This is a genomic window from Paraburkholderia sp. LEh10 (genome assembly GCF_017814945.1).
Classification (GTDB): Bacteria; Pseudomonadota; Gammaproteobacteria; order Burkholderiales; family Burkholderiaceae; genus Paraburkholderia.
This window is the reverse complement of sequence record NZ_JAGIPX010000014.1, coordinates 1-19,248: the sequence shown is the minus strand read 5'-3', so window position 1 is coordinate 19,248 and position 19,248 is coordinate 1. Positions and strand designations below refer to the sequence as shown.

At 62.2% G+C, this 19,248-nt stretch carries 21 protein-coding genes and 1 pseudogene; 15 read left to right on the top strand and 7 right to left on the bottom strand.

What is annotated here, in order from left to right:
* The first annotated feature begins 4 nt into the window (after window positions 1-4).
* The 3 genes from J8I87_RS14105 to J8I87_RS14095 all read left to right on the top strand — a co-directional run bounded on the left by J8I87_RS14105 (window position 5) and on the right by J8I87_RS14095 (window position 3,537).
* A complete protein-coding gene (locus J8I87_RS14105) occupies window positions 5-949 on the top strand; it encodes an ABC transporter permease (protein ID WP_209932072.1) in 945 nt (314 codons plus the stop codon).
* Window positions 949-1,833 carry an ABC transporter permease gene (locus J8I87_RS14100; RefSeq protein ID WP_209932071.1) on the top strand — a complete coding sequence of 295 codons (885 nt, stop codon included), beginning with the start codon at window positions 949-951 and terminating at the stop codon, window positions 1,831-1,833. The genes J8I87_RS14105 and J8I87_RS14100 overlap by 1 nt, the downstream gene beginning before the upstream one ends.
* Before the next feature lie 66 nt (window positions 1,834-1,899).
* Window positions 1,900-3,537: a gamma-glutamyltransferase family protein gene (locus J8I87_RS14095; protein ID WP_209932070.1), complete on the top strand. Its 1,638-nt coding sequence runs from the start codon at window positions 1,900-1,902 to the stop codon at window positions 3,535-3,537.
* Window positions 3,538-3,561: 24 nt separating this feature from the next.
* Here J8I87_RS14095 and J8I87_RS14090 read toward each other — a convergent pair whose 3' ends face one another.
* Window positions 3,562-4,479, bottom strand: coding sequence for a response regulator (locus tag J8I87_RS14090; RefSeq protein ID WP_209932069.1), 918 nt, complete (start codon window positions 4,477-4,479; stop codon window positions 3,562-3,564).
* Between the two features lie 420 nt (window positions 4,480-4,899).
* On the opposite strand from J8I87_RS14090, the gene J8I87_RS14085 reads away from it, so the two are divergent.
* The 7 genes from J8I87_RS14085 (at window position 4,900) to J8I87_RS14055 (ending at window position 11,589) form a co-directional block, all read left to right on the top strand.
* Complete coding sequence (locus J8I87_RS14085; protein ID WP_209932068.1) at window positions 4,900-5,916, top strand: VTT domain-containing protein; 1,017 nt, start codon at window positions 4,900-4,902, stop codon at window positions 5,914-5,916.
* 278 nt (window positions 5,917-6,194) lie between these two features.
* Window positions 6,195-7,109, top strand: a complete 915-nt coding sequence (locus J8I87_RS14080; RefSeq protein ID WP_209932067.1) for a sterol desaturase family protein — start codon at window positions 6,195-6,197, stop codon at window positions 7,107-7,109.
* 271 nt (window positions 7,110-7,380) lie between these two features.
* Window positions 7,381-8,481, top strand: coding sequence for a poly(3-hydroxybutyrate) depolymerase (locus J8I87_RS14075; protein ID WP_245253928.1), 1,101 nt, complete (start codon window positions 7,381-7,383; stop codon window positions 8,479-8,481).
* A 151-nt stretch (window positions 8,482-8,632) separates the two neighbouring features.
* A complete protein-coding gene (locus J8I87_RS14070) occupies window positions 8,633-9,661 on the top strand; it encodes an aldo/keto reductase (RefSeq protein WP_209932066.1) in 1,029 nt (342 codons plus the stop codon).
* Window positions 9,662-9,847: 186 nt separating this feature from the next.
* A complete protein-coding gene (locus J8I87_RS14065) occupies window positions 9,848-10,237 on the top strand; it encodes a response regulator (protein WP_209932065.1) in 390 nt (129 codons plus the stop codon).
* 18 nt (window positions 10,238-10,255) lie between these two features.
* Complete coding sequence (locus J8I87_RS14060) at window positions 10,256-10,432, top strand: hypothetical protein (RefSeq protein WP_209932064.1); 177 nt, start codon at window positions 10,256-10,258, stop codon at window positions 10,430-10,432.
* Window positions 10,429-11,589, top strand: coding sequence for a porin (locus tag J8I87_RS14055; protein ID WP_209932063.1), 1,161 nt, complete (start codon window positions 10,429-10,431; stop codon window positions 11,587-11,589). Before J8I87_RS14060 ends, J8I87_RS14055 begins: the two co-directional genes overlap by 4 nt.
* A gap of 156 nt (window positions 11,590-11,745) precedes the next feature.
* Here J8I87_RS14055 and J8I87_RS14050 read toward each other — a convergent pair whose 3' ends face one another.
* Window positions 11,746-12,324 (bottom strand): TetR/AcrR family transcriptional regulator, encoded by a 579-nt coding sequence (locus tag J8I87_RS14050; RefSeq protein ID WP_209932062.1) that lies wholly within the window; start codon window positions 12,322-12,324, stop codon window positions 11,746-11,748.
* 119 nt (window positions 12,325-12,443) lie between these two features.
* Here J8I87_RS14050 and J8I87_RS14045 point away from each other — a divergent pair, with 119 nt between their 5' ends.
* On the top strand, window positions 12,444-13,421 hold the full coding sequence (locus tag J8I87_RS14045; protein WP_209932061.1) for an SDR family NAD(P)-dependent oxidoreductase: 978 nt from the start codon (window positions 12,444-12,446) through the stop codon (window positions 13,419-13,421).
* A 430-nt stretch (window positions 13,422-13,851) separates the two neighbouring features.
* Here the strand turns inward: J8I87_RS14045 and J8I87_RS14040 are convergent, their stop codons facing one another.
* Together J8I87_RS14040 and J8I87_RS14035 are read right to left on the bottom strand one after the other, a co-directional pair.
* A complete protein-coding gene (locus J8I87_RS14040) occupies window positions 13,852-14,520 on the bottom strand; it encodes a peroxiredoxin-like family protein (RefSeq protein WP_209932060.1) in 669 nt (222 codons plus the stop codon).
* Between the two features lie 74 nt (window positions 14,521-14,594).
* Window positions 14,595-15,014: a hypothetical protein gene (locus J8I87_RS14035; protein WP_209932192.1), complete on the bottom strand. Its 420-nt coding sequence runs from the start codon at window positions 15,012-15,014 to the stop codon at window positions 14,595-14,597.
* Between J8I87_RS14035 and J8I87_RS14030 the strand changes: the two genes are divergently transcribed.
* The 3 genes from J8I87_RS14030 (at window position 15,008) to J8I87_RS14020 (ending at window position 16,590) form a co-directional block, all read left to right on the top strand.
* Window positions 15,008-15,877: an MOSC domain-containing protein gene (locus J8I87_RS14030; RefSeq protein WP_209932059.1), complete on the top strand. Its 870-nt coding sequence runs from the start codon at window positions 15,008-15,010 to the stop codon at window positions 15,875-15,877. The two genes, J8I87_RS14035 and J8I87_RS14030, sit on opposite strands and share 7 nt — an antisense overlap.
* A 154-nt stretch (window positions 15,878-16,031) precedes the next feature.
* Complete coding sequence (locus J8I87_RS14025) at window positions 16,032-16,184, top strand: hypothetical protein (protein ID WP_209932058.1); 153 nt, start codon at window positions 16,032-16,034, stop codon at window positions 16,182-16,184.
* Between the two features lie 235 nt (window positions 16,185-16,419).
* Complete coding sequence (locus tag J8I87_RS14020) at window positions 16,420-16,590, top strand: hypothetical protein (RefSeq protein ID WP_209932057.1); 171 nt, start codon at window positions 16,420-16,422, stop codon at window positions 16,588-16,590.
* Window positions 16,591-16,692: 102 nt separating this feature from the next.
* Here J8I87_RS14020 and J8I87_RS14015 read toward each other — a convergent pair whose 3' ends face one another.
* The 3 genes from J8I87_RS14015 to J8I87_RS14005 all read right to left on the bottom strand — a co-directional run bounded on the left by J8I87_RS14015 (window position 16,693) and on the right by J8I87_RS14005 (window position 18,950).
* Window positions 16,693-17,346 carry an ureidoglycolate lyase gene (locus tag J8I87_RS14015; protein WP_209932056.1) on the bottom strand — a complete coding sequence of 218 codons (654 nt, stop codon included), beginning with the start codon at window positions 17,344-17,346 and terminating at the stop codon, window positions 16,693-16,695.
* 339 nt (window positions 17,347-17,685) lie between these two features.
* Window positions 17,686-17,847, bottom strand: coding sequence for a hypothetical protein (locus tag J8I87_RS14010; RefSeq protein ID WP_209932055.1), 162 nt, complete (start codon window positions 17,845-17,847; stop codon window positions 17,686-17,688).
* 203 nt (window positions 17,848-18,050) lie between these two features.
* The gene (locus J8I87_RS14005; RefSeq protein ID WP_209932054.1) at window positions 18,051-18,950 is read right to left on the bottom strand and encodes a LysR family transcriptional regulator; all 900 of its coding nucleotides are present in this window, start codon (window positions 18,948-18,950) and stop codon (window positions 18,051-18,053) included.
* Between the two features lie 232 nt (window positions 18,951-19,182).
* Between J8I87_RS14005 and J8I87_RS44730 the strand changes: the two are divergent.
* Window positions 19,183-19,248, top strand: a pseudogene (locus tag J8I87_RS44730) (succinate dehydrogenase, cytochrome b556 subunit); the annotation flags it as partial.

Sequence of the window (19,248 nt, the reverse complement as noted above, 5' to 3'; positions counted from 1 at the left end):
CGCGATGCTGGGGATCATCGCCAATCGCATGCTGGTGGCCGTGCCGACGCTGATCCTGGTGTCGATGCTGATCTTCGGCCTGCAAAAGCTGCTGCCGGGCGACCCGGTCCGCGCGATGGCGGGCGAGGACCAGGACCCGCAACTGATCGCGACGCTGCGCGTCAAGTATCACCTCGATCAGCCGGTGCCGACGCAGTACGCGCTATGGATGCGCGATGTCGCGCACGGCGATCTGGGCGCGTCGCTGCGCACCGACGTGCCCGTGCGGTCGCTGATCGCGCAGAAGCTGCCCGTCACGATTCAGCTCGCGGTGATGGCGATGATCCTCGCGATCGGCATCGGCATTCCGGCCGGCGTGATTTCGGCCGCGAGCCGCGGCGGGCCGCTCGACTACGCGGCGAATATCTTCGCGTTGTCGGGCATGTCGATACCGAACTTCTGGCTCGGCATCATGCTGATTTTCATCGTATCGGTTCGCTGGCATCTGCTGCCGTCGTCGGGCTATGTGCCGCCGGGCGACGACTTCTGGCTCAGCATCAAGACGATGCTGATGCCCGCGTTCGTGCTCGGCGCGGCGCTCGGCGCGCAACTGATGCGCCACACGCGCAGCGCGATGCTCGGCGTGCTGCGCTCCGATTACATCCGCACTGCGCGCGCCAAAGGACTGCTGCGTGGCGCCGTCGTCGTCAAGCACGCGTTCCGCAACGCGCTGGTTCCCATCGTCACGGTGCTGGCGCTGCTGTTCGGCGAACTGCTCGCGGGCGCTGTGCTGACGGAGCAGGTGTTCACGATTCCGGGCTTCGGCAAGCTCGTTGTCGATGCGGTGTTCAACCGCGATTACCCCGTCGTGCAAGGCGTCGTGCTCGTCACCGCGCTCGCGTTCATCGTCGTGAACCTGTGCGCGGACGTGCTCTATATTCTTCTCAATCCCCGGCTGAGGCGCAGTTGATGGCTACTTCACCCGATGCACGATCCGTATCGGCTGCCGCCGTATTGCCGCGCCGCAAGCGCCGCGGCCTCGTGCGCTTCATGCGCAATCGGGCGGCCGTGTTCGGCGCGTTTCTGGTCGCGCTCGTCGTCGTGATGGCGGTGTTCGCGCCGTGGCTCACGCAGTACGACCCCGTTCAAGCAAGCTTCATGACCGTGCGCCGGGCGCCGTCTGCTGCCCACTGGTTCGGCACCGACGAACTCGGCCGCGACGTGCTGAGCCGCCTGTTGTACGGCGCGCGCGCGTCGTTGCTGGCGGGCGTCGTGTCCGTCGGCATCGCCGTCGTGCTCGGCGTGCCGCTCGGGCTCGTCGCCGGGTACTTCGGCAAGCTCGTTGACGGCGTGATTTCGCGCGTCGCCGATGCGCTGCTGTCGATCCCGTTCCTGATTCTCGCGATCGCGTTGAGCGCATTCCTCGGGCCCAGCCTGACGAACGCGATGGCCGCCATCGGCATTTCGGCGATGCCGCGCTTCATCCGTCTCACGCGCGGACAGGCGATCAGCGTGAAGGCCGAAGAGTATGTGGAAGGCGCGCGCGCGATCGGCCTCGATCATGCGCGCATCATTCTGCGCTACATTCTGCCGAACGTGCTGCCGCCCATCATCGTGCAGGCGAGCCTCACGGTGGCGAGCGCGATCATCGCGGAAGCGAGCCTGTCGTTTCTCGGGCTCGGACAGTTGCCGCCCGCGCCGTCGTGGGGATCGATGCTCAATACCGCGAAGGACTTCGTCAGCCAGGCGCCGTGGATGTCGATCTTTCCCGGCATCGCGATCTTTCTGGCCGTGCTCGGCTTCAACCTGCTCGGCGACGGTCTGCGCGACGCGCTCGACCCGCGCGAGTCGTGATTGATGACGCGGCTGCCGCTTGCGGCGGCCCGCCGTCGAACCCAGCAACACCAACAGAGTGACAACATGACCCGTTTCAACTGGCAGAACCCTTATCCGACGCTGCGCATGCCCGTGTTTGCGCGCAACATCGTTTCGACTTCGCAGCCGCTTGCCGCGCAGGCCGGCCTGCGGATGCTGTGGAAAGGCGGCAATGCAGTCGATGCCGCGATCGCGGCGGCGGCGGCGATTACCGTCGTGGAGCCGGTGTCGAACGGTCTGGGCAGCGATGCGTTCGCGCTCGTGTGGGACGGCAAGGCGTTGCACGGGCTGAACGCGTCGGGCGTCGCGCCTGCCGCGTGGAGCGTCGATTACTTCCGGCGCAAATACGGCGAGCGCGACGGCCTTGCCACGCAGCCCGTGCGCGGCTGGGACACGGTGACGGTGCCGGGCGCGATCGCAGGCTGGGAAGCGCTGCATCGCAAGTTCGGTTCGCTGCCGTTCGCGGACCTGATGGAGCCCGCCATCGAGATCGCCGAGCGCGGTCATGCCGTCGCGAGCGTCGTCGCGCGCAAATGGGCTGCCGCCGTGCCCGAACTGAAGAACCAGCCCGGTTACGCCGATACGTTCATGCCGCGCGGCCGCGCGCCCGAAGTCAGCGAACTCGTGAAGATGCCCGGTCACGCGAAGACCTTGCGCATGCTCGCCGAACAAGGCCCGCGCGCGTACTACGAAGGCGAGATCGCCGAACGCATCGCGGCGTTCTCGCGCGAATGCGGCGCGGCGATGACGCTCGACGACCTGCGCAACTACCGGCCCGACTGGGTCGAGCCGATCGGCAAGAACTATCGCGGCTATACGGTGCACGAGATTCCGCCGAACGGACAGGGCATTGCCGCGCTGATCGCGCTCGGCATTCTGGAGCAGTTCGACGTCGGCTCGCTGAAGGTCGATGGCATCGAGTCACAGCATCTGCAGATCGAGGCGATGAAGCTCGCGTTTGCGGACGTCTACCGCTATGTCGCCGATCCGCACTCGATGGAAGTGACGCCCGCTGAAATGCTCGACGACGCGTATCTGAAATCGCGCGCGAAGCTGATCGATCCGAAGCGCGCGACGCAGTTCGGCTTCGGCATGCCGAAGGCGGGCGGCACGATCTACCTGTCGGCGGCCGACGAGCGCGGCATGATGGTCAGCTTCATCCAGTCGAACTACATGGGCTTCGGTTCCGGCGTCGTCGTGCCGGACATGGGGATCGCGCTGCAAAACCGCGGCTGCGGGTTCTCGATGGACCCGAAGTCGCCGAACGTCGTCGCGGGCGGCAAGCGGCCTTTCCACACGATCATTCCCGCGTTCCTCACGCAGCAGGTGGACGGCAGGCAGGAAGCGGTGATGAGCTTCGGCGTGATGGGCGGCGACATGCAGCCGCAAGGGCACCTGCAAACCGTCGTGCGGATGCTCGACTACGGCCAGCAGCCGCAGGCCGCGTGCGACGCGCCGCGCTGGAAGGTGAACCGCGACTTCTCGATCGATATCGAAGCGACGCTCGATCCGCAGACGGCGCGCGCGCTCGAAGGCGTCGGCCACACGATCAAGTCGATCGACGATCCGTACATGGATTTCGGCTCGGGCCAGTTCATCTGGAAGCTCGATCGCAACGAGCCGGAGCGCGGCTATGTCGCTGCCAGCGACAGCCGGCGCGACGGTCTCGCAGCGGGTTTCTGAGCGCACGGAAAGCGGCGAAGGCGTTCATTCCTGACCATCGTCTTCGCCGTTCTTGCGCTTGCCGCCCCGCCCCGCTTTTTCCACCGCCAGCCAGTATTCGCGCATCGCGCCGATGCGCTTCTGGTCCGCGTGCACCGACGCGATCGCGTTCTTCACGCGCGCTTTCAGCACGGTCGGCTGCGCGTATTTCAGCACGCTATCCGCGACGCCTTTCAGCAGCGCCTGTTCGTAGTCGGTGTCGTTGTTGGCGTCCTCCGTCATCAACAGGATGGGCACGCCTTCGAGACGCGGCTCCCGCTTCAACGTCGCGCACAGTTGCGGGCCTGTCGTGTCGGGCAACTCGGCGTTCACGAGGATCACCGTCGGCAGGCTGTGCCGCGCGCGCTCGAAACCCTCAGCGCCAGTCGTCGCGCTGGTGCAGCGGCCAAGGTCGTGCAGCAGATCATGCAGCGGGCCGAGTTTCGCGGGATCACTCTCGATGATCAGAATGTTGTCGGGCAACGCGCCGAGCGTCGGCGGCAAGAACGAGCCTGCGCGAAAGCGCTCGGACTGGTTCAGCATCTTCAGCCGCTTGCGCAACTGCGTCTCGACGCGCGCGCGCAGTTGTGTCGCGTTCAGCGGCTTGGTCACATAGTCGGATGCGCCGAGCCTGAACGCGTCGATTTCCAGCGCGGGTGCGTCGTGACTCGTGACGAAGATCACAGGGATTTTCGCGAGCTCGGCGTCGGCCTTCAGGATCTCGCAGAAGTCGAAGCCCGTCATGCCGGGCATGCTCGCATCGAGCAGGATCAGGTCCGGCGTGGACTGCCGCGCGAGCAGCAAGCCCATTTCCCCCGACAGCGCAAAGCGCCGTTCCCCGTAATCTGAAAGCATGTCGCTCATGATGCGCACGGTCGCGACGTCGTCGTCGACGATCAGGAGCTTGAACTTGTACGCTGCCATGTGTTGCGTAGCGCCTCGGAATGAAATGCCCGGCACAGCGTTCATGCACGCCGGCTGCGATGATGAAATGAGGTCCCTGGCCGAACTCAAGATTAGGCGGAGTTTCGCAAAACGGGCAATAGCGATTTCCCGATACTCGTTGCAAATGCATGTGCGTCCCTTCGACATGCACGGCCATGTTACGCGCGAATGTCAAAGTGTTCGGATTTTTCTGCCGATCACTTCACGCGTTTCGGCATGAGTGTGCGATGACGGGACCACGCGCGCGTTGTACGGCTAAAAGACGGACTTGCGCGATACCGTCTAGAATCGCGGGGGCGTCGCTTGCCGAGGGCGCCGGGCATCCGCGATGCGCGTCGCTGTTTCAACGGGCGGCGTGCGGCCTGGATGCGCGTGATCGATGCTTAAAGGACCGCTGCCGTGTGGCATTTCCCCACCGCTCTTCCGCCGTCGCTCGGCCCGTGGGCCGTGTTTCTGAGCGTGCTCGTCACGCAACTGGGCGTGCCCGTTCCGGCCGCGCCGATGCTGATGCTCGCCGGGACGATGGCGGCGGTGGGACAGGTGTCCTACGCGGGCGTGTTCTGCGCGGCCGTCGGCGCGACATTGCTCGCGGATTCACTGTGGTTCTTCGTCGGACGTGTGCGCGGGCGGCGTCTGCTGAATGGGCTGGTGCGCTTCTCACTGTCGCTCGATACATCGCTGCGCGTGGCGCGCGGCGTCTTCGAAAAGCACGGCGCGCCGATTCTCACGCTCGCCAAATTCCTGCCCGGCCTCGGGCTCATCTGCGCGCCGCTGCTCGGCACGACAGCGATCGCGCCGGGCGTCTTCCTGCTCTGGGATGCCGTCGGCGCGTCGCTGTGGACGGGCACGTATCTGATCGGCGGCGCGGCGTTGCACGATGAAATCGTGCAGGCGATGCTGCTGGTGCGGCATAACGGCGGCACGATCTTCGATGCATTCGCCGCGATCTGCGCGACCGTGCTGTTGTATCGCTGGATACGCCGCATACAGTTCCGGCGCAAGCTCGCGGAGAGACGCATCAGCCCCGAACAGCTCGACGCGATGATGCGTTCGGATGCGCCGCCTCTGATCTTCGATGCAAGGCCGCGCAGCGTGCGCGATAAAGAGGCTTATCGGATCGCCGGCGCGTATCCCCTCGACCTCGACTCGCCCGACCAGCTGGACCCCGCGCTGCTCGCGCATTCGATCGTCGTCTACTGCGTGTGTCCGAACGAGGCGACGGCCAGACACATCATCGAGCGACTGCATCGCAAAGGGATTCATCATGCGCACGCATTGAAGGGCGGACTCGACGCATGGGAGAAACGCGGCTATCCCGTCGAACCGCTGCCTTCCGACTTCTACACATCGCTCAAACGTCTCGCCGTGGCCGTGCCGGAAGACGAATACACGGTCCGCGCTACGATGCCGGGCTGACGCGCTCCGGCTCCGCGCTCGCGGGCGGCGGGGTTCGCCGCCGTGCGGAGAGCGCCGCCCCGGCGACATATTCGCCGTTTTTCGACGCCGGCCGAGCGCCCGGAAAACGGCTCAAACGCCCGCCCCGCAAGCCTCCGAGGGCGGTGACATACGGTGAAATAACTTCCGCATAGCCTGTAACGGCGCCGATGCTTAAAGTTCGCATATCGGATGCGATGCATTGATCGAACTGTCCACCGCAGACGATACCTCCCGCCACAACCGTCAATGGCATCGTCATGGAATTCATCACAAAACTGGTCCTTTCGTTCACGGGCTTCGTCGTCGCCGTCTCGATGATCGAAGCAGTCGTGCTTAGCCGCAGGAAGAACGCAGCCACACCATTTGCGTGGTACGAGGTGTGGATTTCTCTGTTCGACCTGACCGTGCGCAGGCTGCTCGCGCTGCTGCCGCTCTCGCTCGCGACGCCTCTTTTCAGCTTCGTCTTCGACCATCGCATTTCCAACGTCGAGATCAATAGCGTGCTGATGGTGTTCGCGCTCTTCATCGGACAGGAGTTCTGCTACTACTGGTATCACCGCGCGTCGCATCGCGTGCGCTTCTTCTGGGCCACGCATGCCGTGCACCATTCGCCGAACCAGTTGACGCTGTCGACGTCATTCCGTCTCGGCTTGACGAGCAAGCTGTCGGGCGCGACGCTCTTCTTCGCGCCGCTCGTATGGCTCGGCGTGAAGCCTGAAGTGGTGATGCTGACGATCTTCCTCAACCTGATGTATCAGTTCTGGCTGCATACGACGTGGATTCCGAAGCTCGGCTGGTTCGAATACGTGTTCAACACGCCGTCTGCCCACCGTGTTCACCACGCATCGAACGTCGATTACCTCGATGCGAACTACGGCGGCGTGCTGATCATCTTCGACCGGCTGTTCGGCACCTACGTCGAGGAGCGCGCAGATGAACCCTGCGTCTACGGTTTCGTCACGCCGACCACGTCGCGCAATCCGTTCGTCGTCGAGTTCGAGCACTGGGCAACGCTGATCCGCGACGTCGTGAAGGCGAAGAACCCGTGGATCGCGATCAACCACGTGATCCAGCCGCCGGGATGGCTTCCGGATGGCGGCGGCGAAACGACGGAAGAACTGCGCCGCAAGAACCAGCCGGCGCGCACGGAATGCGAGGCCGTCAACGGTTGATACGTTGGCAAGACCTGGCGGCAAGACCCAGCGGCAACACCAAGCGGCAACACCCAGCGGCAACACCAAGCAAAGCGAGTCATCGGCGACGATGGCTCGTTTTGTTTCTACCAGCGGAAGAAATGCGCGCAGTGTTCACAGGATCGTACGCGTTAGGTCGCATGTAGTTGAAGTCGACGTGTGATTTGTGCAAACGTCATTGCCGAGTTCGTCTTGGTTTTGACGAGCGTGAATCGAGCGCATCAGCACGTTATAGAGGAGGGGACCAGCCATGAAAATCGCAACAGGAATAGTGGGACTTGCTCTGTCGATCCTGTCTTCGCATAGCTTCGCGGAATCGGTGCAGCCGTTGCCTGCCCTCAATATCGACATCAACGAAACGTCCGTTTCAGGCATTTCATCGGGCGGCTTCATGGCCGTGCAGATCGGGATTGCGTATTCGTCGATCATCAAAGGCGTGGGTGTCGTCGCGGCTGGTCCGTACTACTGTTCGCAGAACGACACGCAGACGGCGATCACGCGATGCTCGTGCACGGGCGAGCCGTACGCGGCGTGTCGGGTATCGGATGGCAGTACTTCCGTGTCCGCGCTGGTTGCGAAGACGCTAGACTTTCATGCACGCGCGCTGATCGACGATCCGGCGAATGTCCGGCGACAGCGGGTCGTCACGATCTCCGGCGCGAATGACACGACGGTGCCTCCAGCCGTCGTGCGGCAGCTCGACAGTTACTATGGCGCGCTGGGCGTTGTGCCCGGCAATCTGTCCGCAGCGTGGCTACCGAACGCCGCGCATACGATGCCGACGTTGAACTACGGCACGGCATGCGGCAAGTCGGAGTCGCCGTTCATCGGCAAGTGCCAATACGACGCCGCAGAGGCGATCCTCGGCTGGATTTATGGGCCCGGCCCATTGACGCCGCGCGCGGGTTCGCGGCCACTCGGCCGGTTCATCAAGTTCGACCAGGCCGCGTTCATACCGAAGGACGGCGAGTTCGCGCCTGGCAGCGCCGGCCTCGACAGCACCGCATGGATCTACGTCCCGGACGAATGCAAGCGCGGCGCGAAATGCCGTTTGCACGTCGCGTTGCATGGGTGCAGGCAAGGGCAGGACTATTTGCCGTTGAAGGGGCCGCCGGGCGGTGGGCTCTACTACGGCACGACCTTCGTCAAGCATTCGGGCTATGACAAATGGGCGGACAACAACAGGATCGTCGTGCTGTTTCCGCAGGCGTTGTCCATTCCACAAGAAAATCCGTTCGGTTGCTGGGACTGGTGGGGCTATACGGACGCGCACTACGCCGACCAGCAAGGTGTCCAGATGCAAACCATTCGCGCGATGATCGAACGGCTGACCTCGGGCGCGACACCTTGAAGGCGAGCGGGGCTTCGTCTTTCAAATCATTGACGTCGGGTGAGCCGTCAGCACGCGGCGGGTCATTGGAGTAGTCTATCGACGAGGCGTTGAAGCTCGGGCGCATCGACGCGCCACGCATGATCCAACCCGAAACATCAATGAGGCCAAGATGGAATATCGTCACCTGGGTGCATCAGGATTCAAGGTTCCAGTGCTGAGTTTCGGCACGGGAACATTCGGCGGTAAAGGCGAGCTCTTTCAGGCGTGGGGTGAAACGGATGTCGCCGAGGCGCGCAAGCTCGTCGATATCTGCCTCGACGCGGGCGTGACGATGTTCGATAGCGCCGATATCTATTCGAGCGGCGCTTCGGAGTCGATTCTGGGCGAAGCGCTCAAAGGGCGTCGCGACAACGCGATCATCTCGACGAAGGCGACGTTTCGCTTCGACGAAAGCGATCCGAACGGTGTCGGCTCATCGCGTTTTCACCTCATCAAGGCCGTCGATGCGGCGCTCAAGCGCCTGCAGACAGACTACATCGATCTGTTCCAGCTGCACGGCTTCGATGCGAAGACGCCCGTCGAAGAAACACTATCGACACTGAACGACCTCGTGCGTGCGGGCAAGATCCGCTATACGGGCGTGTCGAATTTTTCCGGCTGGCATCTGCAGAAATCGCTCGACGTCGCGGACCGCTACGGCTATCCGCGCTATGTGGCGAATCAGACCTATTATTCGCTAATCGGGCGTGACTACGAGTGGGAACTGATGCCGCTCGGCATCGACCAGGGTGTCGGCGCCGTCGTCTGGAGCCCGTTGGGCTGGGGCCGCCTGACAGGGAAGATCCGCCGTGGGACGCCGCTGCCGGCGCTGAGCCGGCTGCATAAGACGGCCGATATCGGCCCGCCCGTACCCGACGAGTATCTGTATCGCGTGGTGGACGCGCTCGATGCCATCGCCGAGGAAACGGGCAAGACGGTGCCGCAAATCGCGCTGAACTGGCTGTTGCAACGGCCGACTGTTTCGACGGTGCTGGTCGGCGCGCGCAACGAGGAGCAATTGCGTCAGAATCTCGGTGCGGTCGGCTGGAACCTCACACAGGAGCAGATTGCGAAGCTCGATGCAGCAAGCAAGGTCAGGCCCGTGTACCCGTATTGGCATCAGGAAGGCTTCGCGGAGCGCAATCCGTTCCCGGTATGAGTCATGCATCAGCTGCCGTATCACACGTATCACACGGGCAGTTGGAGCGGGCCGGCGCAGCCGTGTCGAAGTCACGATGCGTCGGCATTTGCAATGTCTTTTCGACGGCGAAACTCAAGGACGCGCCAGGACGGCGAAAAAGCGCCGCGAGCGCAGTCCCGTAAATGGTCATGAGAGAGGCCAGATATGCCGATGGTGCTTCTTGTAGACGACGATGTTGAAACGCTCGAAGCATGGCAGTCGGTTTGCGAGGCGAACGGATACGAAACCTGTCTCGCACAGGACGGACGCGCGGCGCTGGAAGTGCTTCGTGCGCGTGATGTCGATATCGTCGTTGCCGACTGGCGAATGCCTGTGATGTCCGGCAGCGTGCTCTGCTATCACGTGCGCAACGAGCCGCGCCTCGTGGACATCGTGTTCATTCTCGTATCGGGCGAGCCGAGTCCGCCCGCGTTCGTCTATTACGACGGCTTTCTGCGCAAGCCGCTCGACCCATCCGATCTCCTGTCTGCAATGAGCCGGTTGCTGCTCGAGCGCAAAGCAGATGGGCGGCACCGACGCAATGCATTGCGGTAACGGAGCGTTTTCCGCGAGATGCGCCCGCTGCGCAGCTCGTTCATCTCGCTGAAAGCGGCGCAAGCCTGGTGCAAGTTTGCTGCCATCGCTGTGCTGCGCGCTTCAACGCGGATTATTTTTGTTGCTCCTATGATGGCGACGCTGGTGTCGATCCCGCGCGATCGAATAACAGCACATCATGGAGCCAATAAATGAAGAAATCTTTACTCGCCCTCGCACTTCTTGGAACTTTTACCGCTGCGGCACATGCGCAAAGCAGCGTGACCCTTTACGGCCTTCTCGATACCGGACTCGTCTACACCAACAATCAGCAGGGACACAGCAACTGGCAGGAACTGACCAGCGCGACGCAGAACACCGTGTTTGGTCTCAAGGGGTCGGAGGATCTCGGTGGCGGATTGCATGCCGTCTTCAAGCTGGAGCAAGGCTTTCTGTTGAATAACGGCGCACAGGCTTTCTCCGGCGATGGGTTTGGTTCGCAGGTTTGGGTTGGGCTGCAAAGCGACCCCTATGGCACGCTGACATTCGGCCGCCAGTTTGACGTGATGAACGACCTGGTCGGGCCGCTGACGGCCGAGTTCAACTCGTGGGGCGGTAACATGGCTGCCCATCCGTTCGAGAACGACAATCTTGCGGCGAACTCCGTTGTCGTCAACAACACGGTCAAGTACACGAGCCCCGTGTGGCACGGCGTCACGTTCGAAACGATGTATGGCTTCAGCAACAAGGCCGGCGACTTCGCGAACAATCGCGCCTATGGTTTCGGTCTTTCGTATTCTCAGGGTCCCATCAATCTGGCTGCCGGATACCTGCAATTCAATAACGCGGGCAACCAAGGCGGCGCGGTCACCACCGCCGACACCAGCGCGAACTTCCTGGCGGAACGCCAGCGCATCTGGTCGCTTGGCGGCAACTATACATACGGGCCCGCTACCGTCGGCCTGGTATGGAGCCATACGCAGATCGACAACGTCGCGGGGGTGTTCTCGTTCGGCACGGGAACCTACCTTGGGGCCAACGATGCATCGGCGGGAACGCTCAACGGCTCGTTGCGACTCGACAACTACGAAGTGAATGCGAAGTATGCGATCACGCAGGCATTGAGCGTGTCGGGCGCGTACACGTACACGCATGGCGCGTACAACGGTTCGTCGCCGGGCTGGAATACGGCGATGCTGCAAACCGACTACGCGGTCAGCAAGCGCACCGACTTCTATCTCGAAGGCGTGTACCAGAACGTGCATGGCGCGCCGGCGGACTCGGTCCTTTCGCACGCGATGATCAACACGTTGTCGCCATCGTCGACGGATACGCAAGTCGCCGTGACGATCGGCATGCGTCACGCTTTCTGACGCGCGGACTGTGAAGGCGCATGTCGTTCGGGCATGCGCCTTTTTCTGAATATGAGCGTCGACTTTTATTCTGACGTCTCAGGCAAAAACGTGGATGTTTGAAATAAATACGCACCTGGACGCCGCCGCAATCGCTGCGGGCTGCGCGAACCCGGATTACTCAGACGGGCGCGAGCCGAGCAGGAGAATGTCCACGAGTCGCTTCGCGCTGAGTTGCCAGTCCGGCGCCGACGCCACGTTCGACACGCCGATGAGCGCGCGAAGCAGATCGAGCGGATCGAGATCGGCACGAATGTCGCCGCTCGCTATCGCACGCTCGACGAGCGATTGAATCGCGTTCTTGATCAGCGTTCCGGACGATTCGAACAGCTTCGCCGACCCGCCCACGATCGAATTCAACGCGGGCGCGATGATCTTCTTCGTCGCGATGTAATCGACGAAGAGCAGCATCCAGGCTCTCAGCGCGTCGCGGGGTGGCATCGAATCGCTCAGCCTGCGCTCTTCCGCTGCGAGCTTTTCCACCTCGGCCTGGTACACGCTCTCCAGCAACGCCTCGCGCGTCGGGAAGTGCCGGTACAGCGTGCCGGGCCCGACGCCCGCCTGGCGAGCCAACTCGTCGAGGCTGATGTCGCCGCCTGCTTGTGTAAAAGCCTTCTTCGCCTCTTCGAGAATGCGTTCGCGATTGCGTAGCGCGTCGGCTCTGGGTTTTCGTTCTTTGGGCGTGGAGGGATTCATCGTCAGTTGATGCTTGCAAACGGAGGCTGTCTCCGTTTAATATCTTCGAACCGGAGGGAAACTCCGTTTTATCCCGGGCGGGAACGAACGTCAACCCTCATACAGACGGAGAGGTGCAAATGGCTGAAAACTTTGGTGCAACATCGACGACGGACGAGGTGCTCGCGGGCGTCAACCTTCACGGCAAGCGGATTCTCGTGACGGGCGTTTCGGCGGGACTGGGCGTGGAGACGGCGCGCTCGCTCGCCGCGCGTGGCGCGAGCGTGATCGGCGCCGCGCGCGACCTGCAGAAGGCGCGCCACGCGACGGCGGCAGCGACGCGCGAGGCAGCCGCGGCAGGCGGCAGCATCGAGCTGATTTCGCTCGATCTCGCGAGCCTCGCGAGTGTCCGGGCTTGCGCCGACAAACTGCTTGCGCAAGGCAAGCAGTTTGACATCGTCATCGCCAACGCGGGCGTGATGGCGACGCCCTTTGGCAAGACCGCCGATGGATTCGAAACCCAGTTCGGCACCAACCATCTCGGCCATTTCGTGCTCGTGAATCGGGTTGCGTCGCTGATTCCCAGTGGCGGGCGCGTGGTGATGCTGGCGTCGTCGGGGCATCGCTTCGCGAACGTCGACCTGGACGATCCTGGCTTCGTGCGCGGGCCTTACGATCCGTTCGTCGCGTATGGGCGCTCGAAGACGGCGAACATCCTGTTTGCGGTCGGCTTCGATCAGCGGCATCGCGCGCGCGGCGTGCGGGCCACCGCGGTCCACCCCGGCGGCATACGGACCGAGCTGGGCCGCCATATGGACGAAGGTCGAATGACGGCATTGCTTGAAACCATCAACACTCAGCTTGCCGCTGAAGGGAAGGGCCCGTTTCAGTACAAGACGATTGCGCAAGGTGCGGCGACATCGGTATGGGCCGGGGCCGTCGCGTCCGCCGAAGAGGTCGGCGCACGATATTGTGAGAACTGCCATGTGAGCCAGATCGTGGCCGACGACGTTGTGATTACACCCATCAGCGAAGGCGTTCGAGGTTATGCGCTCGACGGCGAAAATGCGCGCGCGCTGTGGAGCAAGAGTGAAGAGATGGTGGGTGAATCGTTCTGATCCGAACGCCGGGTGACCTGCGAGCGTCTCGCAGGCTTATCCTCGCTTCGAGCCCAAAACGGCGCCTGACTCCGTTTTGGGCTGCGCGTGCGAAGCCGGCTTTTCGTTATTGCGCGGCGACTGCCTCGGAATGTGCGGCGTAGTCTCGGACGCGATCGATTGACTGTCGATCGTGCCGCGAGGCCACGGGGTCGCGCGATCGATCGGAATGACGATGTGCGAATGACGCGCGGTTGAAACGGGCTCGTCAGCGCGAGAGTGCGATGGGATGGCGCAGAAGCGAGGCGAAGCGGCCATGGGCGGGCGATATCTGGGCGAGGCCGTCGGTCGTCTAAACCCTGGGGCAGGCGCCGAAGTAATCCGGCGATCGGCTGAGTGGAGCGAGACTTTGCGCTGCGCCGCCCAATGCGGCGCACGCGGACGCGATGCGTCAGATGTTGACTGTCCTTTCGAGGATCGGAAGCATCTCTGACGGGTCGGGGCGGTGCGTGTAGTCCGGGTTGATTTCGGAGTACAGCACGGCGCCGTCCTGGCCGATGACATAGCGCGCCGGCATCGGCAGCGTCCAGCCTGCGTCGCCGTTGAAAGCGGGCAAATCGTTCTTGAGCTTCTTGTACAGATCGACGAGATAGTCGGGCAGATTGAAGCGCAGGCCGAACGCCGCCGCTGTTTCGTTCCCGACGTCGCTTAGCACCGGAAAGCCGAGTTCATTGGTGCGCACGGATTTGCGGCTGTTGACGGCCGTCTGCGGCGAAATGGCCACGACGCTGGCGCCGAGCGCGTGGATTTGCGGCAGCACATCGTTGATGGCCTGGAGTTCGAGATTGCAGTACGGGCACCAGACGCCGCGATAGAACGTGACGATGACGGGACCCTTGGCAAGCAGTCCATCCGATGACACTTCGTTGCCGTCCTGATCCTTCAGGCGGAAGTGCGGCGCGCGGTCGCCCGCCTTGATCGCGCGAGCCGCCTGGCCGCTCGCGACCAGCTCTGCTGTCGCGCGTTCCATGATCGGATGGATTTCGGGCGGCGCGTTGTACGGCGGCTTGCCCGCCTTGAAATCGGCCTTGAATGCGTCGAGCTTGTCCTGGAGCGACATGATGATTCTCCGTAGATCGATTGTGGATTTCGATTCCCGTGAGGCGAACCGCGGGTTCGTCCTGCGTTCAATCTTCAGAGAAGCTGCGTTGCCCAGGTAGGTAGCCGCGGCGAATAACTTCCATTCTTCGCAGGCATGGCCGACGGGCGAACGAGGTTTCGCTTGCGCTCACGCTCACGCTTACGCTTGTGCTCACGCTTACGCTTGCGCGGCTTGTCGTCGGCGCGCTTCAGTTCGAGGTTGACGCCGCCGCCGATTGCCGAGCCCGTCGGCGACGCGCCATTCAGGAACGCGTTTGCGCCTTTGAACACGTCGACACGTTCGAGCACATCCACCGACACCAGCTGGCGCGGCGTCACGCCGTACAACGCGGGGTGCATCGCGTTCGCCGACACAACGCGCGAGGCTCGACAGGCATCGTTCAGGTTGCCGCTGGAATTCAGGCGGGCGAGAATTTCGCCTTGTCCAATGCAACTCTGTCTCTTCCATGCCATCCATCACAGGTCTTCATGTCTATCCCGTCAAATCTTGCGCGGGCATTGCGCTCCACGAGACGGGTCTGGGCGCCCAAGGATTGCTGTGGGACCGTCACTGGATGGTGATCGATGGCAACGGCCGTTTTCTTTCGCAGCGCGAGTATCCCGTGATGGCGACGATCCGCACGGCACTGTCGGCGCAAACGCTTGGACTGTCGGTCGAGTCGATGCCCGCTACGCTGCAGTTGCCGCTCGCCGTGCCGCGCAGTACCGCGACAGTCCGCGCGAGCGTGTGGGGCGACGGCGTTTCCGCGCTCGACGAAGGCGACGCCGCCGCGCACTGGCTTTCCCAGGTAATGCAGGCGTCCGTGAGGCTCGTGCGTTTCGATCGCGCCCAACCGCGCTACGCGAGCAAGAAGTGGACGGGCGACGCCGATGCGCCCGTCGAGTTCGCCGATGGCTTTCCGCTGCTCGTGACGAACGAGGCGTCGCTGGCCGAGGTCAATCGCCGTTTGAATCTGAAGGGCGCGCCCGCGATTGCGATGGACCGCTTCCGCCCGAACATCGTGTTGAACGGCCTCGAAGCGTTCGATGAGGATTTCATCGATACCGTATCGATCGGCGACAACGACGAAATCCTGCTGCGTCTCGTCAAGCCGTGCTCGCGCTGTCCCATTACGACCATCGATCAGTCGCGCGGCCAGCGGGATGCCGCATGGCCACACGAGCCTCTCGATACGATGGCGGGTTGGCGTGCGGACGCGCGCGTCGATGGCGGGCTGACGTTCGGGCAAAACGCGATCGTGCTCGCGGGGCAAGGGCGCCGGCTCACGGTCGGCGCCGAAGCGCGCTGCGCATGGAACTTCCCAGAGTCGTTCTAGACCCGGCAGGGTGCCTGACCGTCATTCACGACGTGTGTCGTCGTTACGCGCACCATGACAGATTGCGCGGGTCTACGCGGCGTGGTTCGCCTTCGCGCGTCGGCTCCCGATGCATCCACAACATGATCGCGAACGCGATCTCGTTGAGCGATTGATGAAATGGATGAACGAGCGGGGCGAAATTGTTTCGCGTTCGTCAATTCCAAAAGTACTCGATGTCGAGAAAGCCTTTGCTAAAGAACACTCACCGGGAATGGAGGAAGCGCACATTAACCGCATACCCACTCCTTTCAAGAAACTTTTGTGAACCAGACTTTTCTTGACTTCGCGGCTCGTAAGCCGCGCGTAGTCAGTGCTCAAGTAATGCCAAAGAGAACTCCAAATAGGTCACGCCGGCCGGAATGGCATTAGCGACTCTTCGTGAATGTCGGACGAGATTTTCCGTGTCACTGTCGAATAAGCGCACGCGTCGTATTTAGCACCCTTTAGCTTCGACACAGTGCACGCTCTCGCCGCAACACCACGGGCATGGAGACATGTAGATGAACCCTTCCCAGAGCGCTGCGGCACAGGCGGAACTGAATTTCCCGGGATCACTCGCCATCTCGCGCGCCAATGGCGAAAGCACTCACCAACGGCACCGCTTCGGACCTGCCCGCGCGCGTGCAGCAAGGGAGAAAGCGGTGAAGAACATCCCGGAAAGCGCCATATGACGGGCGCAGCGTCGTCGTTTCCGACGAAAGTTCCAGAGCAGGTGGGGGCAGCGAGCACTTTAACGAACGGCACATGCTCGCACTCGACTTGAAGCGTTGCGATCAGTCTTGAGCAACGGTCGGCGCTTCGAGTAGACAACCAAACTCGCGTGCGAATTCGACCGACACGCGCGCATGCACGGCGCCTTGCTTGTCGAAGAACCGCTGCGTCCCTTCAAGCGTGAACACGCCTTCATGCCAGATGCCGGGATGAATGTAGAGACCCTGTGTTCCATCGAAGCGAAAACATACGAACTTGTCTGGTGTGATGTCGTCCCCAGGCAACGCCAACGGAACATAGAACGGGCGATTGTCGAGAGGGAAAAATAGCTGTCCGCCATCCGGGTGGTAGTTTGCGTGCCATAACAACATACGCTCGGGTGCGCGGGTGCTGTCTTCGCGGGCTGCTTCCGGCTCCGTTGCGTAGGCGAGCACATAATGACCGTCCACGGCCTCGTTTCGACCATAGAGAATGTCCCCGCGCCATTCGCTCACGAAGATGCCTTCCGTCGTGCCCGCCTCGTCGCCTGTTCCCGGGTCAATGGGCCTCGATCCCGTCGCCGGCCACTGCACGATTTCGATCGCGCATTCGTCTGGGTCGGCGACCAGCTTGCCAAAGCCTTCAAGCGTTGCAGGCGTTGCATCGACCACGTGCATTGAGACGCGGCGCAGTCCAGCAGGGAGGACGGGGTTGAGGTAGTCAATGTGCTCGGTCATGGGGACAGTTCATGTGAATCGAGGCAAAGAATTTATCACCGAAGGGCACAGACACATCCCGGCCGGCTGCCGTTGGCAACGGCGAGAATCGTCGAAACGATGAAGCGTGGCAACGTGCCCGCGAGCCAGGTCGTGGGCACCATATTTCCTCATCACGCACGAGGCGAGGCGAAATGACAACCGGGGGCGTCGCGATTACGCGGTAGGTATGACCGGTCCGGCGGCCTCGTCAGTAGCAATGCCATTGACCAGGCCATTCACAGTCGATGTTTCGATAAACCGCATGCAGTCTGTTTTACTGGGCTAAACGATGCACAGACAGGCGTTATTCGCGAGCCGTCAATGTCGGTGATGCATCAGATCGACGTAGTGAGTGTCGAGCCATCGGCTTGAGCGCCGCTGGGTTCTGTCCCCGTGATGACGCGCCGCGAGCCACAGCACGACTGCGACGACCAGCATCACGACTGGGCCCATCAGATACGCTATAAGCGTTTCATTCACGGCATCCTCCATCGGGTCATGCCCAACGCACCTGCGGCTCACCCGCAGCACCGTCCCTTCTCGCAAAAAGAGCGTGGCAAGCCCGGAAGTGCATCACGGCTGCCGTCTTCATTCTAGATGAACTAAAAAGGAACTGCTTCCGCAATGTGCTGCCCGAGATGTCGGGCTTGTCGCCGCAGCGGGCGACAAACTGCGGGCTTCATTCAGTCTTCCGGGCCGGAAGATAGCCGTTGAACAATAGCGAGGAAATTGGAAGTCTTTGCAGACATCGCGTTTTCACGCGACGCGATCGCCAACTGTATCGTGATGTCTTTGCCGACGGTGTCGACGTAGACAACGCCGCCGACATGTATCTGGCAAACGGACTCGGGCACAAGCGACACGCCGAATTCGGCCGCGACGAGGTTGACGACGGAAGAGAGCTGCGGCGCCTGTTGACCCAGAAGGGGATCAAACCCCGCGTCTCGGCATGCACCGACGATTACATCATGCAAGGTAGGGCTTGCGTCACGAGGAAGCAACACGAAGGGTTCGTCGGCCAGCGCGGCGAGTCGAACCTTGCGCTTCCTCGCCAACGGATGGGTGGTGGGCAGGACGACCTTCATCGGTTCCGCGGCAATATGATGAAACCTCACCCCGGCTGGCGACTGATTGCCCAATCGCACAAATGCAACGTCCAGACGTCGATCGTTCAACTGGGCCAGCAGTTGAGCGGTATTGCCTTCCGTCAATGTAAGCGACACGCCCGGGTATGACTGGCGAAACTGCCGGATCAGGTTGGGCACCACCGGGTTGAACGCAGCCGAGCCTGTGAAGCCAATGTTCAACTGGCCCGTTTCGCCACGCCCCGCGCTCTGCGCGTTCTTGACTGCGTGCGTCGCGTCGGTGAGCAGGCGCCTCGCGTCGATGGCGAAGGCTTCGCCTGCTTCAGTGAGCACGACGCCATGACCCGTCCGGCGGAACAGGCGTACGCCCAACTCCGATTCGAGCGCGTGAATCTGCTGGCTGAGCGGCGGTTGCCCGATGCCCAGCTTTTCCGCAGCCCGCGTGACGTTGCGTTCCTCCGCGACAGCGAGGAAATACCGGATATGCCGCAATTCCATCCAGATATCTCTGTAAAGTATTTCTGAAATACACGATAGATATTGGACAGCATATCAGTAAGCGGCGAGAATAGCGCACCAGGTAGACGAGCGCGCCCGTAGTCTCGCTTGATCGACGCAAATTCCCCACATCCAGGAAAGACGGCTGCGGCCATCCCGGCCAGACACTCGCGACGTTATTCGTCCGGATGCGGGAGGTTATCGTGGGCTGAATTTTCTTGAGGGGTCTAGCATGGCAGAAGCCGTAAAAAAACCGAGGCCGGAATTCCGGAACATCGGTATCGGGCAGATATTGACG